Annotated in this window: 18 protein-coding genes; 17 read left to right on the plus strand and 1 reads right to left on the minus strand. The window is 25.6% G+C overall.

Annotated features, from left to right (window positions below):
• Positions 1 to 10 precede the first annotated feature (10 nt).
• From Q3223_RS03250 to Q3223_RS03320, 15 genes are all read left to right on the plus strand, one after another.
• Complete coding sequence (locus tag Q3223_RS03250) at positions 11 to 3,688, plus strand: hypothetical protein (RefSeq protein ID WP_407811626.1); 3,678 nt, start codon at positions 11 to 13, stop codon at positions 3,686 to 3,688.
• A 118-nt stretch (positions 3,689 to 3,806) separates the two neighbouring features.
• The gene (locus Q3223_RS03255) at positions 3,807 to 6,038 is read left to right on the plus strand and encodes a hypothetical protein (protein WP_407811628.1); all 2,232 of its coding nucleotides are present in this window, start codon (positions 3,807 to 3,809) and stop codon (positions 6,036 to 6,038) included.
• Positions 6,039 to 6,256: 218 nt separating this feature from the next.
• The gene (locus Q3223_RS03260) at positions 6,257 to 7,624 is read left to right on the plus strand and encodes a hypothetical protein (protein WP_054277040.1); all 1,368 of its coding nucleotides are present in this window, start codon (positions 6,257 to 6,259) and stop codon (positions 7,622 to 7,624) included.
• An 8-nt stretch (positions 7,625 to 7,632) separates the two neighbouring features.
• Complete coding sequence (locus Q3223_RS03265; protein WP_054270746.1) at positions 7,633 to 8,118, plus strand: hypothetical protein; 486 nt, start codon at positions 7,633 to 7,635, stop codon at positions 8,116 to 8,118.
• Between the two features lie 7 nt (positions 8,119 to 8,125).
• Complete coding sequence (locus Q3223_RS03270) at positions 8,126 to 9,004, plus strand: hypothetical protein (protein WP_054270745.1); 879 nt, start codon at positions 8,126 to 8,128, stop codon at positions 9,002 to 9,004.
• Positions 9,005 to 9,039: 35 nt separating this feature from the next.
• Positions 9,040 to 9,348: a hypothetical protein gene (locus tag Q3223_RS03275; protein ID WP_074179676.1), complete on the plus strand. Its 309-nt coding sequence runs from the start codon at positions 9,040 to 9,042 to the stop codon at positions 9,346 to 9,348.
• 36 nt (positions 9,349 to 9,384) lie between these two features.
• Positions 9,385 to 9,714, plus strand: a complete 330-nt coding sequence (locus Q3223_RS03280; RefSeq protein WP_074179677.1) for a hypothetical protein — start codon at positions 9,385 to 9,387, stop codon at positions 9,712 to 9,714.
• Between the two features lies 1 nt (position 9,715).
• Positions 9,716 to 11,896 carry a hypothetical protein gene (locus Q3223_RS03285; protein ID WP_407811632.1) on the plus strand — a complete coding sequence of 727 codons (2,181 nt, stop codon included), beginning with the start codon at positions 9,716 to 9,718 and terminating at the stop codon, positions 11,894 to 11,896.
• 10 nt (positions 11,897 to 11,906) lie between these two features.
• Positions 11,907 to 13,670, plus strand: a complete 1,764-nt coding sequence (locus Q3223_RS03290; protein WP_223153180.1) for a virion structural protein — start codon at positions 11,907 to 11,909, stop codon at positions 13,668 to 13,670.
• On the plus strand, positions 13,667 to 15,793 hold the full coding sequence (locus Q3223_RS03295) for a hypothetical protein (RefSeq protein ID WP_243192614.1): 2,127 nt from the start codon (positions 13,667 to 13,669) through the stop codon (positions 15,791 to 15,793). The genes Q3223_RS03290 and Q3223_RS03295 overlap by 4 nt, the downstream gene beginning before the upstream one ends.
• Positions 15,793 to 17,502, plus strand: coding sequence for a hypothetical protein (locus tag Q3223_RS03300; protein WP_407811635.1), 1,710 nt, complete (start codon positions 15,793 to 15,795; stop codon positions 17,500 to 17,502). Before Q3223_RS03295 ends, Q3223_RS03300 begins: the two co-directional genes overlap by 1 nt.
• Positions 17,503 to 18,741 carry a hypothetical protein gene (locus Q3223_RS03305; protein ID WP_407811637.1) on the plus strand — a complete coding sequence of 413 codons (1,239 nt, stop codon included), beginning with the start codon at positions 17,503 to 17,505 and terminating at the stop codon, positions 18,739 to 18,741.
• Between the two features lie 242 nt (positions 18,742 to 18,983).
• Positions 18,984 to 19,346 (plus strand): hypothetical protein, encoded by a 363-nt coding sequence (locus Q3223_RS03310; RefSeq protein ID WP_054270737.1) that lies wholly within the window; start codon positions 18,984 to 18,986, stop codon positions 19,344 to 19,346.
• A gap of 26 nt (positions 19,347 to 19,372) precedes the next feature.
• Positions 19,373 to 19,633 carry a hypothetical protein gene (locus Q3223_RS03315; RefSeq protein WP_054270736.1) on the plus strand — a complete coding sequence of 87 codons (261 nt, stop codon included), beginning with the start codon at positions 19,373 to 19,375 and terminating at the stop codon, positions 19,631 to 19,633.
• Between the two features lie 122 nt (positions 19,634 to 19,755).
• Complete coding sequence (locus Q3223_RS03320; protein ID WP_407811640.1) at positions 19,756 to 20,622, plus strand: hypothetical protein; 867 nt, start codon at positions 19,756 to 19,758, stop codon at positions 20,620 to 20,622.
• Positions 20,623 to 20,681: 59 nt separating this feature from the next.
• On the opposite strand, the gene Q3223_RS03325 is transcribed toward Q3223_RS03320, so the two are convergent.
• On the minus strand, positions 20,682 to 21,059 hold the full coding sequence (locus Q3223_RS03325) for a PadR family transcriptional regulator (protein ID WP_054270734.1): 378 nt from the start codon (positions 21,057 to 21,059) through the stop codon (positions 20,682 to 20,684).
• Between the two features lie 265 nt (positions 21,060 to 21,324).
• Between Q3223_RS03325 and Q3223_RS03330 the strand changes: the two genes are divergently transcribed.
• Positions 21,325 to 21,759: a hypothetical protein gene (locus tag Q3223_RS03330; RefSeq protein ID WP_407811642.1), complete on the plus strand. Its 435-nt coding sequence runs from the start codon at positions 21,325 to 21,327 to the stop codon at positions 21,757 to 21,759.
• Positions 21,760 to 21,841: 82 nt separating this feature from the next.
• Positions 21,842 to 22,948, plus strand: a complete 1,107-nt coding sequence (locus Q3223_RS03335) for a hypothetical protein (protein WP_407811644.1) — start codon at positions 21,842 to 21,844, stop codon at positions 22,946 to 22,948.
• Positions 22,949 to 23,042 lie beyond the last annotated feature (94 nt).

Here is a 23,042-nt window from a genome sequence, read left to right on the forward strand (position 1 = left end):
GGAATGTTTTATGGATATTAGTAAACTGAAAACATTAAATTATAAGATTACAAATGGGTCTAACCTTCAAGGAGCTATTCTGATAAATGATGGTCAAATAAATTCTTTAGGAGATGCATATAAAAAAGGCTCTATTGAAGAAGAGACTTTTTTAAAATTAGCTGGAGATGTTACTTTTAATATTTCAAACAATATAATTTATTTTAATTATTATGCAAATGATTTATACATAGGAGAAGACTCTTTTGACTTTGTTGTGAAATTAGAAAATGGTATGACATATATTCAAACAATCGATATTTTAATTGAGCAAAAAATAGTACCTATAAATTCAAAAGAAAGATTTATAGAAATATATTTTGATGATGAACAAGAAGATAGAGTAAATGTGAATATATCAAGCAATGTTGACCAATCTATAGAGTTACCAACCACAGTAGTTTATAGTTCAACAGATAAAGAATTTAATATTGATAAATGTGTTGAAACTAATGATGCTATAAATAACTTTAGTGTAATACCATACCCTTTATATGATTGTAAGGTTGAGATAGTGACTAAAGTTAAGAATGATATAGTAAATAATGGAGCAAGTATAAAAGTAATTAACAGTGCCAATATATCCTTTATAAAAAATAAGAAGTTTTTAGGGGATGAATATGGAAAAATTATATTTAAAAACTTTGTAAATAAAGAATACAATATTGATTCACCTACAAGAGAAATAGTTTATATAGTTTGGCATGCAAGAACAATTGCAACCGAATATAATCCTAAAGATGATATTGTAGTAAATCAAAGACCTGATATAAGTACGCCTGATTTCAAAATACCTACTATAGATTATCCGCAAGCACCAAAATATGAATCTATTTTGGAAAAAGAAGAATGTATATCGGGAGATTTATTTTCCAATACAAAAGTGCATAAGGAAATCGATAATAAAGGTAATAAATCTATTAAACTTGGAAGAAATATTCCAAGTGGTGCAGTAAATTTAGCCTATTATTATAATACAACAGCATCTCTAGATGATACTGTTTCTGTAATAGAAACCAATACCAATAATGTAACATTGCATTTTGTTGATGATTGGATTCATAAAAGAAACTTAGCTACAAAAAATGAAGATTATTTTCCAGAGACTATTGAGTTTGATGGTGAAAAAGGTACAGAATTAGAAGGATATTGGGGAATTTTATACAGAGACTTTGTTATGTGGGATGAATCTACTATCACTGATTTCAAGCCAGAACATAAAGTTCAACATGAGGAATTTCAAGGTCTATTAGCAAAAAGAGTGCCTATAGATAAGATATACAATGATGGTGACAGATATGGTGTTTTAAATCTGACAAATTCGATATTCGAAGCTGTAAATTTTGTTGAAACTGAGAATGAATTGATTGACTATAATCCCAAAACTTATAATGCATATACGCGATATGAAGGTTTAGTTAGGAAATTAAAAGTATTATATAATGGGTCAGCTAAGTACAGTGGTGTTGTAAATAAAAAAGATGAGATATCAAATCTATATCCAGAACAGGCAAAGGAAATAATAATGTATCCAGATGAAAGTGGTCTTTTACATAAGATTAATGGAGAATATTTGGTAGATGATGATTTATTTTATATAACAAATAAATTTAAGGACAATGTTCCATTGTATTACAAATATAAGTTAAAGTACAAAATTTATGATAATGTTGGATTAGATATAAATGGTCTGTATAATTCAGAAAACATAAGTCTTGTTTCAGGAAATAATTATCCAATAGATGAAAATAAATTTAAGTATAAGGTCTTTATAGAAAAAACTAAATATGAAAATGTATATGATGCATATATATATACATCATTTATTCCAACTATAGAAAATCCTATATATGTTATGTATGATGGTTTGTCAGAAGAAGCTTATAGAAAAGACAGTGTAAATCCTTTAGAAATCAAAGTAGGAATACTTGAAAAAATAAATCCAGTTCAATGTTGTGACTTAGAGTCGTATAAAGTGAATAGGCTTCAAGGCATAACAAATAAGTCTTCTATAGAAGTGTTCGAATATGAAATATTAGAGGATAAAAGAACCAAAATACAAATTGAATATATTATAGTGGCTGATGATTTGGAAATAGCACCTATTACAAAGGAAATAATAAATAAAAAATATGCATTATATTCAGAACTCGATAGTTTTAAGAATGAAGATATGATTATATCTGAAAAGGATACAAACGGATATATGACAGCAAGAGATATATTTATGAAGTATTCATCTGATGAAGATAGAGACAAAATAAATGAAAATTCAACTTTTAGAGTTAAATATAATATTCAAAATTTAAATACCATGTATTCAAAGGATAAAACTTTGATATATACAGCATCAGATGGAAGTGGATTTATATATGGGAGAACATATGAAGATACTGGATTTCCAGAACAAAATTCAAGTATTATTGGAAATAATAAAAACACTAGAACCTTAGATAAAGATTCTATATATAAGTCAGCTAATGGAAAAGTTTATAAAGGATATTCAGTAGTATGTAGAAACATAAATCAAATTATTGTGGGAACACCTCTAGAAAAAGAACCTTTAAAAGGATGGTTCCCAACCATTAAATATGCTTATTTTAGTAAAAAATACGAAAGAATTGATAAAACAATAGAACTTATATATTCTATACCAGAATACGACTTACAAATATTTGGAAAATATGGGAAGCCATACATTGATATATCTGAAGAAAAGGGAAGTTTTGTTGGAAATAATACTATTAAAGTAAAGAATACTCCAATGTATATAAAAGTAGATAATAGTTGGAAACCAACTAATTTAAGAGTTTATAAGATATTAAGTGATAAAAATAAAAAAGAACTTGAAATAAAAGGATTTAATTTCAAGTATGGATTTATAGAAATTAATGATTCAATAAGTGACAATGATAAAATACTAGTAGATTATAGCTATGAAGAAAAAAACCTTAATTATAGAGGCTATTATAAAAATCAAGATAAAAATAGTAAAATTATAGATTTAAATTTAAATCCAAATATGTATAGTTTTTATACAGACACTTCAAATGAGATAAATGAAATGAGAAACTCATATGATTTATTTAATCGAACAATCCATTTTTTTTTAAAGCCGATGAGAATAATAGATAGAGGGACAGGTGATATTCTAAAAGACAACTATTTTTGTGTATATCATAAATTTGATAATCAAGAAGCCTTAGAACCATTCGATTTACATATAGGTAGAATTTTTGTAAGACATCATACCTCGCTAAAGTCTACAAATCTAATAGATACTAGATTAAGAGGTGGAGGTATTATCAAAGAAATGGAAGATAGACTTCGTCGAGATTTAGAGCCTGAAAGCGATTATTATTTAGATATTGGTACACTTGATGGTAAACCATATCAAGAAAACTCTGTAATTATAATAAGAATAGATAGTAAGTTACTTTATAAAAATGGTGGAAGGTTTTCTGAAGAAGATATTAAAAAAGCTGTTCAAAAATGGGCTGCCTATGGTAGTTATCCTATTATTGAATTTGTAGATGTAATAGGAGATGAGGAATTGCCTCAAACTAGCATAGAAGTCCATAAAAATATAGACAATCAAAAACATATCAGACCAAGTATATGGATAGAAAATGTGAACTATAATGTATAACATAATTTGAGATTCATAAAAAATATATTTAAATGAAACTCGTTAAAAAATAAATAAATTAGATGATTAGTAAATATAACTTTAAAAATGTATTACTAGATTAAATGAGGTGATTTTATTGGGTGTTTTACCTTCAGCAACATTACTTACAAATGAATTGAAGTTGCATGATTTCAAAGGTGTTAAGTTATCAGTTACATTTGGAGATGCTGACTTAAATGATGGATATTCGTATGCAAAAATGAATTTTAGAGCAAGTGATATTAAATTCGATTGGTGGATAGATAAACCAAGATTAAATATTATAACAAGTGAATTAACTTTAAATGATAAAAAAGTCTGGAGCGAGTTAAATCAAGGACCTAATAGTGGATTAAATGCAGATTGTCTAGATGGATATCATGCTGTTGATTTTAAAGATAGATTAGGATACAACCATTTTAAACATGCCGCAATGGTGTCTAATAAAAGATATATCAAAATAGCTACATTTACTCCGAGAAGAGTTGGAAATGCTCCTGATTTTTCTACAGATGGTAAACTTCCATATCAAGGTATATTTGCAAATAGCATGGTAGCTAAAATGAAAAATGAAGATTATATTGATGAATTTGTTAAATCTACATCTGATTACATAGACTACACAAAGCCTAATATAGGGAAGTTTGACCATACTGATATGATGACAGAAGGAATTTACAACTCACTATTTAGAGGTTCCATAACTCTTCTTAAAGGAAATAATCCAACTACTATGGATATTCATATTGGTTTGTTTGAAGACCCTACAAACAAAAATAAGGATGGATGGACTTGTACAAATAAGTTTTTTTATGTGTCATTACATGATGAAAAATTACCATTTATAAACGAAGATTTATCTTCTGAAGAAACTTTAACAAAAGAAGATAGAATAACAACACACAAAAATAATGATGTAAAGAATCATTTAAATAACAATATAGAAGATAAAGAAAAAGCAACTATAGAAAAGTTAAATATAGAGGAAAGTGTTTCAACATATTCAAGTATGACACCACCAAGTGAAAATCATGCACATGAAAGACCTATTGATTTAAGTGGTTATAAGACTCCTCCAGACCCTAGTAAAAATGACTATAAAGCGGAAAAATTTCCACCATATAAACATGAAGGAGATAGTTATCAAAGAGATATAGATGTATTAAGACTGTATCATGTGAAGTCAGACTCTACTACAGTTGATGGTGTGGAAATAGTTACTCATAAGTTTGAATTATATTTAGCTATAGATGAAAAAACAGAAGTACATATACAACCATATATGTCTAGTTCTTGTATAGTTCATCAATATCAAAGTCCAATTACAATATCTGGACTTCCTGAGACAAATCATTTTATAAAACCAAAATCGATTTATGATAATAGATATTCTCATATTAGACATAGACATTATGATTATGAGTCTAGATTGGATAAGATTGATAATGAAGTAGAAGAAATTTGGGATACTTTTGATTATTATGTTGTAATAGCTCAAGGAAGTGATAATGCTAAAAAAATTCTTATGACAGATGATAATGGAAATGTTTTTTGTTCAAATGATAATATGGAAAGACATACAGATTATAGAAGAAATGGCTCAAGAGTTTTAGTTAGTGATACTAATAAGTGTATTAGTGAAAGTTCAGTTACAACTAGAGAACTTGCTCAACTTAAAGAGGTAAGAACTAATGTTCAAGAGCAGTTAGATGAACTAAGGGATGATATTGATGATATAAAAAGAGATATAATCAATATAGAAAATGAAATTAAAAATATTAAAAAAGATTATGTCAAAAGACGAGGGGATTCCATGTATGGGGATTTAACCATGATTCAGAATTCTAAGATAGTTATAACTGATGAAGGAGATAGAAAAATATCATTACGTGGAGACATTAAGGATACTCAACATCCTGATAGTGATGGAGAGGTTGACCATTTTTGTTTATATGATGAAGCTATTGAGTATAAAGATAATACTGGTACTAAGAGGAAAGGTAGACGAATATTATCATATAGACCTCAAGATGGAAATGGTGGATGTGTGTGGTTTTTCAATAACGCTATTCGTTTTGGAGATGGAGAGGGTATGCCAGGTCCTAGACTTATACTATCTTTTTGTCCCCCTGGAGATTATAAACCATTTAAAAAACCTAAAGTAGGTGATATATGGATAAAACATATATTGGATACAAAAACAGAAGATAAAGATGCGGAGAATGCTAAATACCCTATAGGTCTTTATGTTTGTACTAAAAGTGATGGTAATACAACTAGTGGTGAAAAATATCTAGCAGAATGGACTCCAATAGCACAAAAAAAATAGTAAGTATATTAGGATAAAGGGATTGTTTTAATTAAAATTGAAACAATCCCTTTTATAGTAATCATATATATTATTTGTGGCAAACTTAAATTGCAAAATTTATTTGTATAAAAAATTGATAATATAATAAAAAATGTTGAACAAATTCGAGTATAAGCAAGGTATATTAAGAGTGAAAGTGATTTTACAAAAATAAAATGGAAAAGAGGTGAGTTTATTTGGAACATCCCAAAATAAATATATGTAAATCTACAGAAGGAAATTTACTACACTATATTTATAGATTTAAAAATATTTCATCAGAAACAGAAATAGAAGAGTACATAAATAATCAAGACCCAATTATAGAAATATTAGAAGAAAATGCTGACATAGAATCGACTAACATCAAAGATTTTTTACTTAGTAGAAATGATTTTCCAAAAGGATATAATGGATATACTGAATTTACGCTACCATTTGAAATAGTAATTCCTTTTAAAAAATTAATTGTAAATTTAAAAAATGATTTATCCTCAGTTCCTCAAGAAAAAATAGAAATACAATTAAGTTCATATCAAACTATATCAAGAATTTTATTTAAGAAAAAAACTGATTATAATGGATATGAGACATATAGAACTATAACAGAACAATATGAAATTGACGACATAATAAAGATTAGAAATAATAATGGATTTCTAATAAAAAAATCCAATGCTGAATACAATAAAGTTACCTTAGATTTTTCTATAGATATAGTTACATATATAGATATACATGCACATGGAGTATTTGACCCAGTAGTATCTACAATAGAAGGTAAAAACTACATCTTATTTTACCAGAAAAAAGAAGAACAAAAGAATAAATATGAGTATAGAGTAATAAGTAAATTTCAAGATGGATCTATCTCAGAACTATCAAATGTAGGCGTTTGTGAATTATATGAAAATCCAGATGAAATAATTCAAGTATTAGAAGTAAAAGAGGATGACATTAAAATAACCAAATGGCAAGAGATAAAGAGAGAAAAAGTTTCGAAAGATATAAATATCAATAAGGATGACTTATATAGTAAAGTAATAAAGACTATAACTAGTCAAGAGATACATTCAGATGATTCCACTTTAATAACTGATGGAATAAGATATGTGAAATTACCAAATATATGGCATAAGAATAAAAGAGAATTATTTTATAGAAAATCTAGAGCTTTTAGGATGAAAAACATATACAAAAACATATCAACAGACTATTGTAAACCAATAATATTTCAAGATAAATTTGAAATATTAATTGATAAAATGCTCATTTACAGAAAAGATGTAACAAATTTAAGTATAGATGAGCAGAAAAAACCAGTTGACATGAAAGATGAAAATGCCACGATATTTAAAATATACATAAGGCAAGGTGGCAAATACTATAATGATTATATAAATAATATAGAAGATAATGATACAATTGAGATGGTCGTATTAAATTCTAGATATCCACTTTTGTCAATAAAGGATTACTGCTTTTATTCAAATAAGTACAACTACACTATATATTTATATGATGAGAAAGGAAATATATCAGACCCAGTAGTGGCTGTATTGTAGGTATACATATGTATGAAAATATCAATAATCTTACAAAGATATATACGGAAAATACAATAACTTTTTCAAGGATAAAAAATTTAAAATGTACAAGTTATAAATTATATGTAAATGAAAAAATAGGAGAAAAGTGGAAAAAATATTTATTAACAGAAATACCGAATCCAAAGGTTGAAGTTTTGTTAAATGAAAGTAAAATGCTAGAGTATAATTCAAATCAAAAGTGGTATGTATCCAAGCAGATAAGTGGAGTAGTAAGTAAATATATAAGAGTTAGTGTAAATAATATAGAGTTAGATAGAAATAGTTATACATTTAATTCTAAATTTAAAATTTTATATATTCATATGGAACTTTCTCCTACAGACTTTATTGAGATACAATATCAAGTTGATAAAATAAAATACGTGCATAAAACTTTAAATAAATGTGAGTATAGTGTAATACCTGTTTTTAATAAAGAATATTTGACAGGGCAACACTCTATATTATAGGTGAACTATGAGTGAAAAATTTACTAAGGTTTCAAGCAAAAATATAATAGATAAGTTATGTACTGATAAAGAAATAGTTAAAAATTCATCTAAAAATGATATATCTTACTATTCAGATAATTTGTTTTTTGATAGAATTTTATTTAATTTTGATAATAATAGATATGCAAATTCCTTATTTATAAATGAATTTAAAAATAAGGAATTTTCTGATGTCCTAAATAGCATAAATATAAAATTTGATTTTGATAAAACGTGTATATCTTTAAATGAAGGTAGCAGTTTTGGAGAATATAATTCAGTTGATATTTATACTCATGAACATAAAAGTTCGTCATTAAATAATTTTTTTCTACTGGTGGACCAAGATATACCAGAAGGGTCAGAAGTAATATATTATCTAATAACAGATAAAAAAGAAGTATTTCAGATAAGAGCAAATAATACTGTACCATATACTATACAAAAAGAGGAAGATATACCTAAAACTGTAAAAATAAGAGCTAAGATATGGTCAAATTTGGCAGGAGAATCCCCTGAAATTAATGCAATAGCACTTTTATATAATGATGATTTTACAGAAGCTCAAATGGGTTTAATTAATCCAGATTTAGGAAGACTTCCAAATACTGAATATCCAGATTTAAATGATGTAACAACTATATTAAGAGATTCTAAAAATGATGATAAGTTAATAAAAGTAAGCAGTGCTAATGAAGATGTACTGCTTAATTATAGTGAAGAAGGAAATTTAGATACAATAAATATTTATGAAACAGTATCAGGAGATAAAAAAGAGGATATTTATCTTATATATGATGATTATGAAAATAGTGATAAAGAAGTCGAAAAAGTATTAATGCAAGTTATAAGTAAGAAAAAATAGTAACACATATAGACAATATAGTGAGTTGGTGAAATATGAGAATACAACAGAAAAAAGATAACATTTATGTAAAAGGGCTAGATAAAGTTGATGCATATCTAATAAATGTAATTCAAAGATATTTTGAATATGATGGTAAAAAAGTTCTGGGTTCTAAAGAGCAAATTATAGATGAGGTCATACAACGAGTTAAAGAAGAATTTATATTACCTCAAACTCAAGATTTATTGGAAGCATTTTTACTAAAAAAGGGAATATCATTTGAGGAAAATAAAGTTATAATAACTAATAAAGATTTAATACTTATAAATGGAAAAATAAAAGAAGATAAAAATACTGAATGAACATAAAGTAACAAAATAGATAAAGGAGGAAATTTTGTGCAAGATTTTGAAGAAGATAGATATTTCATTTCAAAAGAAAGTTTGGAAGGGTATATTATGGAAAGCGGTGTTATCATAGGAAAAAAGTTAACTAGAGAACTAGAACTAATGGATGAAAATATGTATGAAGTTCATAAATTATCTTTGTGGATTAAGTTGATAAAGGAAGGTATTAGACCAATTAATTGGAAAAAATCAGAATGGGATGGTACCAGAGTAGAATTTGAAATAATGAAAACTAAGGAAGATGTACAAACAGCTATAAATGAATTAATTGATATACTTGATAAATGTTGCGAAAAGTATAAATTAAAGGTTGGAATATAATATGCTAGGTACTAACTTGAATATAAATAAAATAAAAGATGAGATTATAGAAGAAATTGTAAGTCAAATAGCTTCAAATTGTTCAACTGATGAAGAAAGAAAGATTTTAGAAAATGAATTTAAGACGAAAATTAAAAATAATACACTAATATCAAGTCTAAATGAGCATGAGGTAAATATTAAATCTCAATCAATCAATAAGACTATGAATGAACTATATATAGATTTATTAACCAGTTTTGGTGTAGTTAACTCAATGAGTGAATTGATATCAAAGTATGATGGTATCAGTACATCATATATAAATAGCATAACAACTAAGATAAATCAAATAAAAGATAAATTAGAGAGTTGTAGATATTCTACTTCATTTAAACATATGTCTAAATTTATAATAGAGAGGTTTAGAAATTCAAATAACTTTGATAAAAGTAGAAATATTCAAAAAGATAGAGCTGGGCAATGGATACTAGAGAAGTGTTATGCTAATTTTGATGAAAATGAAAACGTGTTAACATTGCCATTTTTAAAACGAGATAATATGTTGAGGTATGATAATAAAGTATATACAGCATGTTTAAATTATAGCTTTCAGCTAGGGGAAGGATTTATACAATCTTGCAATAACGAAACATCTCTTGAAAATGCTATAGATGGAAATCCAAACTCATTTTGGAGTGATACAATACTATCTGATGCTCCATTAAATGTTTCATTTGAAAATAGTAAACCACAAGCTATATATGTAAGAGATAATTATTTTTATGGAATAGACTCTGGTGCAGTTTGTGATCTTGAACTTAATTTTGAATCTATCAATAAAATAAATGAGATAAATCTTACCCCATTTACAAAATATCCTATTGATATAGTAGCTATAAGATATAAAATGACAGATGATGAAGATGAAGCATTGATAGAACTAGTAACACCAGATAATAAGGATAAAACATTAAAAAGTGTTTTTACAAAAGATAAAATTACATTTAGGTTTCCAGATATAGTATGTAAGAGAATATACATATTATTTACACAGAAACATTATATAAGAGAAACATATGTATATAATCCAACTGAAATAAATAAAAGTTTACTTTGGTTTAATAATAAAAATGATAGAAAAGAAGAAGTAACTAAAGCTGTATTTAAACCAGTATATTATGATAGGAAGATGGTTAATTCTTTATGGCAACAAATCAATGATAGAGTCCTGTCTTATTCTTATGATGAGTTACTGTCTAAAATAGTCGGAAATGACAAGTTAAATCATATGGTCTTAAAGTATGAATACAACTATGGTTTATATAATATAGGATGCTATAATAATCATTTTGATAGGACAGGTATTTATACAAGTAAGTCTATAAATTTAAATTCCAATATAAAAAATGTACAGATAGTAACTGATGAATTACATCCCAGAAATTCATTTGGAAAAACCGTTACTGATATAGAATATTATATTACTGCATCTGATAATCCAGAAACTAAAGACTGGATTCCTATATTACCAACTAATAAGGATATTATAGAATCTGAACTTTTATTTATAACAGGGAGTACTAGAGCTTATTTTAGATTTGAGGCAGAAATTATTTATAAAGTAATGAAAGATGGAGAAGAGATACCTTTAAATAGTGAGGAGTTTTATATACATAAAAATCAAAAAACTGGATTTTTTTACTGTATTCAAATATTTAACTATGATTATAATGCAGTATATAGTATAAGTTATAAACCTGTTGCTGGTAGTGATTCTGTGGATTTATCATCAAAGTTAGAAACAACTATAGAATCTTTTAATGGAAAAAATAAATCAAATTTTGAACTTAAATATAGGCCATTTACAGAATATGATGCTGATTATTGTGATGTAAAAGTTACAGATACATTAACTAGTAATATTAACTATGAAATAGAAACTGTAAATGTAACAGATATATCAGAAAATGGTAGTAGTTATAAGAATTTTAATAATTTAGATGATAAATTTCAATTTTATATATTTGAGAATTCAATCTATTTTAATAAAGAGATAGAAAGTAAATATATGATAGATATATCATATAAGCATTTAGTATCAAAAATAAAATTAAAAGCATTATTTAGAAGAAATACAGTTAAAGATGGCTGGCTGACACCTGTTTTAAAAGAAATAAAATATATGATAGATACATTTTAAAGGTGATAATATGAATAATTATAAATATAAAAGGCCAAGTATATTGTTTGAAGAAAGAATTAAAATTTTAATAGAGGATTTAAATAAGGATTTTGATTCTGGGAAAATCAAAACAAAAACAGAGTATTTTTATGAATTTAAAAATATGATTATCGATTTTTATAATAAACTTGGAAAACCATTATTTGAATTCCATGAGGCAGTAGATATACCATCCTTTTCAAGCTATAGTGATATGTTGAAAAAAGCCAAATGTGATATGCATATTTTAATATGCAGTTATAAGGAAATCGGAAATAACTTACAAATATATTTTAAAGATGTTAAAGAAGAGAATGAACTATTAATTAACAAATTAAATTGTATAGAAATAGAGATAAATGAACTAGATAAAAAAGTAGACTCCTTGAAAACTGTCAGCAATATGATTTATTCAGATGATTTTACAAAAATTAGTAATATAAACAACTTAAATAATGTTTCTTGTAGTGTATTAAATAGAGCATTAACATTAGCAACAATATCGAGTAAATGTGTAAATGATAATATAAATATACAAATTCTAGATGTATCAAATGGCTTTCCTGGGAATACACATGAAATATATTCATCTTACAATAAAATAAAATATATTGGAGAAGATGATCCTCATATATATTTATCAGACATATTAGATGGAAATGATGATACTTGGTTTGAGTTTGAAATGTATAATTTAGAAGATGATATAAAAATAAAAACTGCAATGGTTGGATTTAAGTATAAAGAAGGTATAAGTTGGATAAGTGATGATAAGATTTTAAAATTACATTTTAAGATTGTTTTAGATATTCCTGTTAATATAAATTGGTTTAAAATTTCTGGAATACCAAATCAAAATGTAAATCTACATAACCCTATAATAAAAAGGATAGTTGTAAGAGATAAATATGAGAATGTTCAAATATTACAACTAAACGAATCTTTAAAGGAAGAAAATATAATAACCTTTAAATCAAGTATAGTTAAAGAAATTGTAGTTGAATTAGAGCAAGAAGATAGCAATTTTACTAAAGTATGTAGAGAGTATTTTTTAAATATAGATCCAACTAAAATTCCATATTTTTTTTATGACAATAATAAAGATTATATACAATTTGATAAACCTCAAAAAAGTATAGAGATTATAGGTCTTAAGTATAACCATGATAATAAAAATATAATTTATCCATCTACAAAGTCAACAAACAAATTTTCAACAAGAGAGTATGTGAAATCTCAATTATTTTATAAAAAGATAAGTGAAGATAGTTATAAGTTTCAATATGAAGAAGTAAATGCAAAGAGATATGTTATAGGTATAAAAAATATTGAACTTAAATACAAGGTTTATGATAAGTATGGAGTATATTTATCAGAGAAATTTTTATCAACTGAAAGTATAAGGTCAATTACTTTGAATTCTAAAGATTACATACCAAGAAGATTTATGGAATATTTAGATGAAAATAAAAAAATTGATGACTATATTAAATACTATATAAGTTTTGATGATGGTTCAGTATGGACTAGAATAAGACCAAGACATAGAGCTGAATATGGCTCTTGTGCAATAGTTATAAATAGTAATATATCAACTATAAATAGAAACAAAAATATTACATATGTTGACATGCTTAATGATGTGAATGAATTTAGGTTGAAAATAGAGTTAGATAGACCAGATGAAATAATTGATGAGTCACCTATAGTATATAATTATAGGATAGATGTAGGTTCGGAGGAAATTATATGATGAACATTCAAGAGTATCAATTAAAAATTAAAGAAGAAGAGATAATAAAAAGACTTCTGAATAATGGTGATTTAGTAACTTTTTACGAAGTAAACAAGTTTATAAGTGAGTTTTTTGAGAAAAAAATAATTGGGTTACCATATTTTAAGCCATTTACATTATTACCATATCAAAATTCAGATAAAGAACAATTTAATACTATGTTTAAAAATATAGAATATGATTTGAAATCTATTTATGAAGTACATAATAATCAAGTAGAATCTTCTATAGAGACTATAAATAAATATGACTTAGAAATGATAAACATATATAACGAAGCAAATAAGATTATTGCTTATTCAGAAATAGCAAATGAATTTTCAAGCAAAAAAAAATCGTATTATCCTTATGTTATAACCTTTAATACACTTGAAGATACGAACACCATTAATTTAGTAAAAAATAACATACCTAAGTCAACTTGTGAAATAGATTACAATACATCTACACTTAGAAATGAACTTCATTCAATCCCAAGTGATAAAATAGATTTGAGTAAGTCAAATTTGAAAGTATTGTTAAATGGGCAAGAGATAGATTCAAATACAAATATAAATTTGGTATTAAATGAGGCTCTTAATGAAAATATATCATTAGACATAACACCAATTAAAAGTGAAACTCAAATAATCACTATAGATTTAGAGTTAGATACTATTAAAACAGTATCTAGAATTGAACTTAGTGGTTATTCACTACAGGATACCACTATAACATTATTAATTTCTTCTGACAATAAGAACTTTAAAGAAAAGTTTAAATATAAAGGAGAAAAAAATAATATATGGAGATTTAACAAAGAAGATATATTAGTAATTAAATTTATAATAGAAAAATATGAGATTGGTCAAGAAGAACTAGATAACTTAGGTTCATTATTTGTATTAAATAATATTTCACTTTATAATGATAAATACTCTAAAACCAGTGTGTACACAAGTAATAGAATTAATGTTGATGAACCTATATCAAAAATAACTTTAAATCCTCAAAATAAAGTGCCACCTATGACCAATATATCGTATTTCATAGGTATAGAAGACAAAAATAATAGTGTAGAATGGAAGAACATAAAGCCAAATATTGCTTTAGATTTAAATCTCTTATACGAAGAAGAAAAAATACTTAATTACTATACATCTGATTTATTTGGAAGACGCGATTTTGATATACAATTAAAAAACTTTTTATTTTATGTGCAACAACTTCCAAGGTATGTAAATTTAAATTCTATTGAAATGAGAACAGGACATTCTCAATGGCTTATTGAGAGGTTAGATGTAAGTGATAAATACAATCAAGAATATCCAAGTTCATTGAGAGTATCTATAAATGATTATGCAAAGCATAGAGTCACTGGAATAGCTCCAATGGATGCAAATACAATGGAGATAATGTGTAAAAGTAAATGGAATTATATAGTGATGAGTCAGTATGTTAATTGTCTTGAAGAAACTATAATAGAAGATAAATACTTTAGTTTTGAGAAAGATAAAGAAGTATTTGATGTAGTTGTACTTGTAAATGGAAGACAAGTATTTAAAAAAGATAATAAATATGCATTTAAGTTAAAAAAGGGAGAAAATAAACTTCAAATAATGTTTTTACTTGGTGAATTAGATTTATCAAAATCAGTAAAAACCATTAAGCATAATTTTAATTTAATGTCTCATAGTGATTCTATATTTGCTGGTTCAAAGATGGAAAGAATAACCTATAATTCTTTAGTGAAAAATATAAGTAATAATTCTCTTAAGTATTATGCAATAAAATCTATAGATAATGTGGATAGTATAGTTATAAAGTTTGACCCTAATTATGTAATTACTCCAAACGACCCTATAAGTATTGAATTAAAAGAAAAAAAGATTCCACAATATCAAAGACCAGATATAAAAATTAATACAGCTGAATACTTTAGAATATTTGTAAAATATAAACATATGTTACCCTCAACAATTGAAAGATTAAAATCTCTGGATGGTAATAGTTTAATAAGATGTAGAGTAATGGCAAAATTATCTACATCAGATATATCTGTTACTCCTGTAATCAATAATATAAAGGTGGTGGCTGAATAATGTCAATAACATTATATACGAAATCATCTGATAGAGAAAATAAAGTTAGTTTAAAATGGGAGAATACATCAAGTTCACCACATTTGTATAGAGTATTTAGAAAAAAAATAGGAGATGATTTTGGGAATTCTGTTGACGAAGTATTTCAACCTATTTCTGTATGTGAACTAGAAAGATTAGAAAGTGACATAAAGGTATTAAATATACATCCAAATATAGGAGAAGAGATTAGTTTCAAATGTTATAGAGGTATTACATGGACCATTAAGAAATCTGCTTCTTTAAAAAAATGGATGGAAGAGCCTTGTAAAGAAGATGAAAGAGGGTATGGTTTAGCTAAGATAAATGTAACTCCTGTATCAAATAGAGAATTTTGTGAAAATCCAGATGATTTTTTAAAAGATAGTAGAGGGATGTATATTTATGATGTAATAGTTATCGGATTTTCTAGTGGTGAAGATTATATTGTTGAAAATAAATTAAACAAAAGAGCACTAGATGCTATATTTGAGTTTATGAAAACAAATAGAAGTGTTATTGCGAGTCATGATTTAATTTCATCTATATTTAGAGAAGATGAAAGTTTGAATAAATTAAGAGAGTTTTTTAATATAAAAGTTGGAAAGTGGAATGACAATAATATATTTTTTGATGAAGGTCATGGATTCACAAGTTCTGTATGGGGAAATGAAGTAGTTGTAAATAAATCAGATTCAGTTACATTATATCCTTGGAATATGGTGAATAATGAAGAAAAAATAAAAATATCATATACTCATACTACATCAAATTTTGCTTATGGAGATATATGGTTTAATATAGTACCACAAAAAATAGAAGGAAATTCAAATTGGTCTGCTTCACAAGAGAAAGCATCTTCCTATTATCTTACAACATGGAATAATACAGCTATGATTCAAATAGGACACAATATAGATGATATTGAAGATATAGCGGAATATGAAAAGAAGATATTGGCAAATACTATTTTTAGAATGAAACAATTGACTGAAAATATGTCTGTTGAAGACAAGCCAGGAGATACATCTATTCCAATTAAACCAAGTATAACAAATCAGTATACTACTGAGGATAGAAAGGTCATTTTGGAGTATACTTCTACAGATACAGGAAGTATATATCAGTATTATGTAGAAGGAGTAGATTTAGATTCAAAGGTAGTAACAGAATCAAATGTAGCTACAACAATAGTTACAACAGGTATTAAAGAGTATAATTGGTGTTTACATACTGTAGAAAGTGATATTAATCCAATCACCTTAGATAATTCACCAATTATATATAATAAGACTCAAAGAGAGACCATTATGACACAACCCCTTCAAAAAGGATATTATATGTTTAGAGTTTATACAACTGATTATTCAGGTAATAAATCTAATGTAGAAAGTAAGATTTTTCATGTAGATGGTAAAGTATATGACACTTCAAATAGAGTATTAGATGAAGTTCCAAATGCTGTAAGGTTTAATAATAGGTATAGAGGAGCACAAGAAAGCTATAAGATAAGTTCAATGTACCATCAAGCAGAGCATAATATAAGAAAATTAAGAGATAAGATAGATAGGTTAGATGTAATGAAAGAAGACGTGTCTATAGACTCTAATTGCAGTTATGGAAGTTTTGCAGATATAATTGGAAATATACAAGAAGAAATAGACACATTCTATGATGTAAGGGGGGATTAGGTGAATAAAGTAGTTATTAATAATTTACCAGTATCAAATAGAAAAGATTTTGGATATAAAGCTATAAATACAAGTTCAATGCATAATGATAATCAAAATAACATGCTAAATGATATATTAGATTTGTTTAATAAAACTAATGAGATAGAACGTATGTTAAATGATAATATAAATTTAATAAAACTTGAAAATGCTCAACTAGAAGCTGTAAACTCAAACTTGATACAAAAATATAATCAGTTATTAAATAAGTATATTGATATACAAAAGTCTAATAAATTGAGAAGAAAAATAATCTTACCACAAGATTGTAAGTCTGATGAGAGTACTTTTGGAGCCATAATAAACAATATAACATCAGATATAACTATAAGACCTTCAAAAAAAATTTCAAAATTAGCTGTTTTCGATGATGTATCAAATTCCATGTTTATTCCAAAAAGTCTATCAGTTAAAACTAAAATTATTAGTTTTGGTGTTATATCAGAAAAGGACAACGATGTGTATGCTCCTTTTTCTAAAGATAATAATCTATATTGGATAAAAAGAGTAGTTACAGGTAATTCTGTAGATTTTTTGGACACAGAATATGAGATTACTCTTCCAGAAGATATTATGACTACATTAGAAATGAATGAAATATATATACATCCGTTTTTATGTAGTGTAAAAAATGTATATATAAGGTTTGGAGATTCTAGTTATTGGGAAGAAGTAGAGGGAATTGGATATCATTCAGCAATAACACAAAATAATTCAACAAATGAATTTTCAAATTCAGTTAGAGCATTTAGAATAAATTTTCCTAATAAAAAAGTTAATCAAATAAAGATAGTTTTAAGAAGTTATAATTATGAAGAATGTGAGACAAATCTAAGAACTTTCGTTTATGGTATAAAATCATTAGGAGCATATATAAATTATTATAATAATTATGAATCTTCTACATTTAGTTTTAAATGTAATATTGATGAAAAGAGAGATGTAATGATTACAGGTATAACACCCCATTTTAATAATAGCAGTGATGGTGGAAAGTATTCTAAAGATTTTATATTTGATATATATTATGAAGATAAAGGTGAATATTATCATAAAATAGTTGATGCTTTTCCATTTAGACCTCCTAGTCAAAACTTAATGTTCAAATGTAGAATAGGAGAAACTTATAGTGAAATGAATATAAAGAGTATTGATATAAATTATACCTACTCTGGAGAGGATTCAGAGCATTTTTAGATGTGAATAACTGTATTTAATATTTTGCATGTGATATAATTAGTAGTACAAATTTGGAGGTGGTACTTTTGATAGTGTTTGTGTAGGTTTATAATAAAGCTTTTTTTAACTTTGTCTTTTATAGAAGACTTTTTTTTTGTTTATTAGTTGTCGATTGTGACAAGTGACCTATATACTCTTATACTTAGATTTATTATTAAAATAGTAGGCAGAGTGAGATTGAAAATTAGGAGGTGAAAACTATGCATTTATTATATGAAAATAAAAGTGAAATAAAAACAGTAACTAAAATAGTTAATCTTATCTTTAAAATCATTGATGAGTTAAAGTTATTTATTAATAATATATTGATATGTAATATAAGTAAAGAAGATTTAAACTATTATTTCTTGAAGTTTGATTTACAAAATAAAAACTTGTTATTTAATATAAAGCTCTACAATTCAATTACAAAGACAGTTGTTATAAAGAGTTATGTATTAACAGATTTAATAAGAGATTGTGAAACTAAAAAAATAGAATTGAAATTGAACTATGATATTAAAACTATGATATTAAAATCAAAAGAGAATGTACATAAAGATATTACAGAAGTTTATATATGATTTTATCAAACTTATGGAGGGGAAATATGAATTTTACTATTGATAAAAATATAGAAAATTATATTACAAAAAGAAGTAAAGTACCAGAGCCACCAAGAAAAGGAGAGATAATGATATGCCAAATATGTAATAAGCCAATACTACCAGAACAATTTTCTATAGATGAATATAAAAGAAAGAGAGAATTTAAGTGGCATATACATCCAAAATGCTTTGAATACATAGAGAAACTGGCAGACAAGTCAGTTCCTGGTTTACTTAATGAAAGAAAATATTTATTTGATTAGATATTTTTAGTATAAATGTATAGTTTTATAATCTTAATAGATAAGAAGTAATAATATAATGCTAAGAAGGTATATAATATGAAAAAAAAATAACTTATAAAAATAATTTGCAAAAATATGGAATGAATGAGTATCAAAAAATACATGATTTGGTATATGAATTACAAGCTGGATCAAAAGATGCAGCACAAGAACTAATTAATTCGTTTAGAGCAATGTTAAATAAGTATATTTCTTTAATAGTATATGGACAATATTCTATAGAGGATTACTCAATAAGAAGTTTTATTAAATTATTTGTAGAAGAAGAACATGAACGATTGAAAATAAATTCGTATTTTGTTAATGGTCATGGTCAAATGATTGCAGATAAGACAGTTGCAAAAATAGTTGGTATATTCTCAAACAATGATAAAGAAGATATACAACAGGAGATATGTGCTATTTTTTTATCTATGTGTCATAAATATAAAGATACAAAACCGTCTTTTCACAATTATGTAAAGCGAAATTTTCATTATTATGTTTTTAGACATTTAGAAAAATTATCTAAAGACCCTATAGCAAGGGGCCTATACTATCAGAAAAAGATATTTAATATATATGATTCTGATCAACAATTACCAATAGAAGAAACTATTTGTGATAAAAATGCACAAAAAGAAATAGATGAAGTGCTCGATTATGTCGAGCTTTTTTATAATCTACAATTGTCGATTGCGATAATTGAAAAGGATATGACTATAAATATATATGATGAAGAATTTTTAAATAACAATTGGATTGATGGAATTACATGCTCTAATATATTTAAAGATCTTACAACATTTGAAAGACGAATACTAGTGATGTGGTATATGAAGGATAATACTGATTCAGAAATAGCAGAGATGTTTGGACTTTGCAGAGGAACAATAAATAAAAAAAGAGCTTGTGCAAAATCTAAATTGAAAAAGGCTGTTAGATTAATTAATTACTTAAGTGAATGAGAAGCATTACTGATATGAAATTTAGACCACTCTAACTTGAAGAGTGGTCTTCTTTGGAATTATTCTAATTCACTTGCAATGGTATTATAAAAGTTTGCCGATTCTATTAGCATTTGTTTAAACTCAGCAGCCCTCTCATTGTAGTAGATTCTTCCTTTTTCAGTTATCTTATAGAGTTTTTTACGTTCTTTTTTTGTTGCAACTTCAATAAGACCCTTTGTGAGCATTTTTTCTATTATTGGATACATGGTTCCGTTACTAGGTTTCCAAGACAAATTAAAACTACCTATGTAATCTGTAACTTCTTTCCCATAAACACAATCGTCTTTTTTTATCATTAAATTTAACGTGTACAGCTCTAAAAATATGCCACTAGAAAATTTATTGTCATTTTCTTTTGTATTTACTGCTTTCATACCCATTGTTGAATATTTCATATACTTTCTCCTTTTAAATATTATTTTTATAAATTCTGATAGAGTATTAATAGACAATTTACATGATAAATAATTTACATTATGTATTTGAATAATATAATTGAATCTACACTATGAATTTTAATTTATATATTTTATATAACTTTTATATACGCTTGATTATTATTATATAACATCAAACAGTCGCAAACAACAATTAATAGGTTATAAAATGTTTAGTTTTATGCTATAAGCAAAATTTTAAATAAAGGAATGGTGAATAAATATGTGTAATAAAAATATACAAGAAGAAACTATTTTAGAACAAATCAAAAAGATAAATGAAGAAGATAACAAGATAGTTACTAATATAGTAGATAATATTATAAATAAGATTTATGGTGAAATCAATAATAATGAAAACTTTAGTCTAAAACATGGTTTTTTAACTGTGGGAAGATTACTAGTTATTTTAGCACAATCATTATGTGATAATGAAGAACATTTTTCGAAAGAGTGTGATTTAGCAAAAGACATGGTTTTAAATAAGATTATGGAAGCTATTATGCCAAAAAGTGATTATGAAAAAGTCACAGAAGATGATTTTGATATAGAGAATTTATCAATAAGAAGGATAATGCTTGCACTTGGAATAGCTGTAGATTATATTATATGGAAAACTGATTTAGCAAGAAATTATCAAGAAAATAGTAATAAGTAGTTATATACTAAATAAGAGTTTTGACAAAGTAATATTTTATATGGCAATATAAGGGTATAGAAAGTATTAGGAGGAACCTTGAGTGTTAAAAAAGTTGTTTGGTATTATGAAAAAAAGACAAAAATTTGATAAAGCAGAAGAAGAAGGTGAAATAGTATTAAAAAATGAAGAGGGATTATATAAAGAAGAGTTAATCGAAAAGGAACAAGTATTAACTGATAAAAAAGAAATTGAAAATAAAGAAGTTAAAGTTTTAGAACAAGAAATATTTTTGTCTAATGAAGATGATAAAATTTTAGACAAGGAAGATATAGTATGTAATAATGAAAACGAAGTACCATGTATAAAAAAAACAAATGTTAATAATGATAATAAAATATTGAATAAAGTGGAAACAGTAATTATTGATAAATATATAAGTGATGGAGATAAGGAAACATTAATTGAAAATAAAAAAGATGATTCAAAAAAGGTTGAAGAACTTGACCAAGGAGAAAGTTGTGTTTTATTAAAAAGTCGTATTGAAGAAAAACAAATAAGTGAAACAAGTGAATACTTAACAGAAGAAGATTTAGAATACATAAAAGAAATAAAAATAAAAAGGGGAAAAAGCATAAAAGCAATAAACTTGTATACTAAAGAAGAAAATATTTTTGATACACATATACAATGTAGCAAAGCCCTTAAAGTACCATTAGGATATATAAGAGAAAATTTAAAATATGGATATATGGATTATTTTGGAGATGCCATAAAGTATTTAAGTAAAGTGTTAAATATAGAAGAGTATTGTAAAAATGAATGGAGCTATTTAGAAAATAGTAAATCTCCATCTGAGATATTTAATATTCTAAATGATAAGATATTTAGTACAAGACTTTCTGATAAAAAGAGAAATGAAATTTTAACCAATGATAAAATTGAGGCATTAAAAATGAATTATAAATTTGAATGTATCGATGAGGAGTATGATGAATATTTTAAAAAATATAAGTCTATAATCAAAAGAGGTGGAAAGAAAAAGATTGAATTAGTAAATAAAAAAGGCGAAGTATTAGAGATATTTAAGTCTTTAGAAGAATGTTCTATTTATTTGCAAAAAGAAAAAAATGAAGTTATACAGATGTTAAAGTATGGAGATACAAAAGTAGGAAGAAATTTTATAAGATATAGTTTGAGAAATATTTAATTTCATTTTAAATTCATGAGAGTTTCATTTCTGATTCACACATTTAATATTATTTTAATGTAAAATAATAAAAGTGAAGTATTGTACAAACAAA

The organism is Clostridioides sp. GD02367, from assembly GCF_045900275.1.
Classification (GTDB): domain Bacteria; phylum Bacillota; class Clostridia; order Peptostreptococcales; family Peptostreptococcaceae; genus Clostridioides; species Clostridioides difficile_A.

Coding starts and splice junctions, on each gene's coding strand:
- Q3223_RS03265 (WP_054270746.1), top strand. CDS start 7,633: ATGTATGAAAATATCAATAATCTTACAAAGATATATACGGAAAATACA.
- Q3223_RS03250 (WP_407811626.1), top strand. CDS start 11: ATGGATATTAGTAAACTGAAAACATTAAATTATAAGATTACAAATGGG.
- Q3223_RS03275 (WP_074179676.1), top strand. CDS start 9,040: ATGAGAATACAACAGAAAAAAGATAACATTTATGTAAAAGGGCTAGAT.
- Q3223_RS03315 (WP_054270736.1), top strand. CDS start 19,373: ATGAATTTTACTATTGATAAAAATATAGAAAATTATATTACAAAAAGA.
- Q3223_RS03310 (WP_054270737.1), top strand. CDS start 18,984: ATGCATTTATTATATGAAAATAAAAGTGAAATAAAAACAGTAACTAAA.
- Q3223_RS03285 (WP_407811632.1), top strand. CDS start 9,716: ATGCTAGGTACTAACTTGAATATAAATAAAATAAAAGATGAGATTATA.
- Q3223_RS03290 (WP_223153180.1), top strand. CDS start 11,907: ATGAATAATTATAAATATAAAAGGCCAAGTATATTGTTTGAAGAAAGA.
- Q3223_RS03295 (WP_243192614.1), top strand. CDS start 13,667: ATGATGAACATTCAAGAGTATCAATTAAAAATTAAAGAAGAAGAGATA.
- Q3223_RS03300 (WP_407811635.1), top strand. CDS start 15,793: ATGTCAATAACATTATATACGAAATCATCTGATAGAGAAAATAAAGTT.
- Q3223_RS03330 (WP_407811642.1), top strand. CDS start 21,325: ATGTGTAATAAAAATATACAAGAAGAAACTATTTTAGAACAAATCAAA.
- Q3223_RS03270 (WP_054270745.1), top strand. CDS start 8,126: ATGAGTGAAAAATTTACTAAGGTTTCAAGCAAAAATATAATAGATAAG.
- Q3223_RS03325 (WP_054270734.1), bottom strand. CDS start 21,059: ATGAAATATTCAACAATGGGTATGAAAGCAGTAAATACAAAAGAAAAT.
- Q3223_RS03320 (WP_407811640.1), top strand. CDS start 19,756: ATGAATGAGTATCAAAAAATACATGATTTGGTATATGAATTACAAGCT.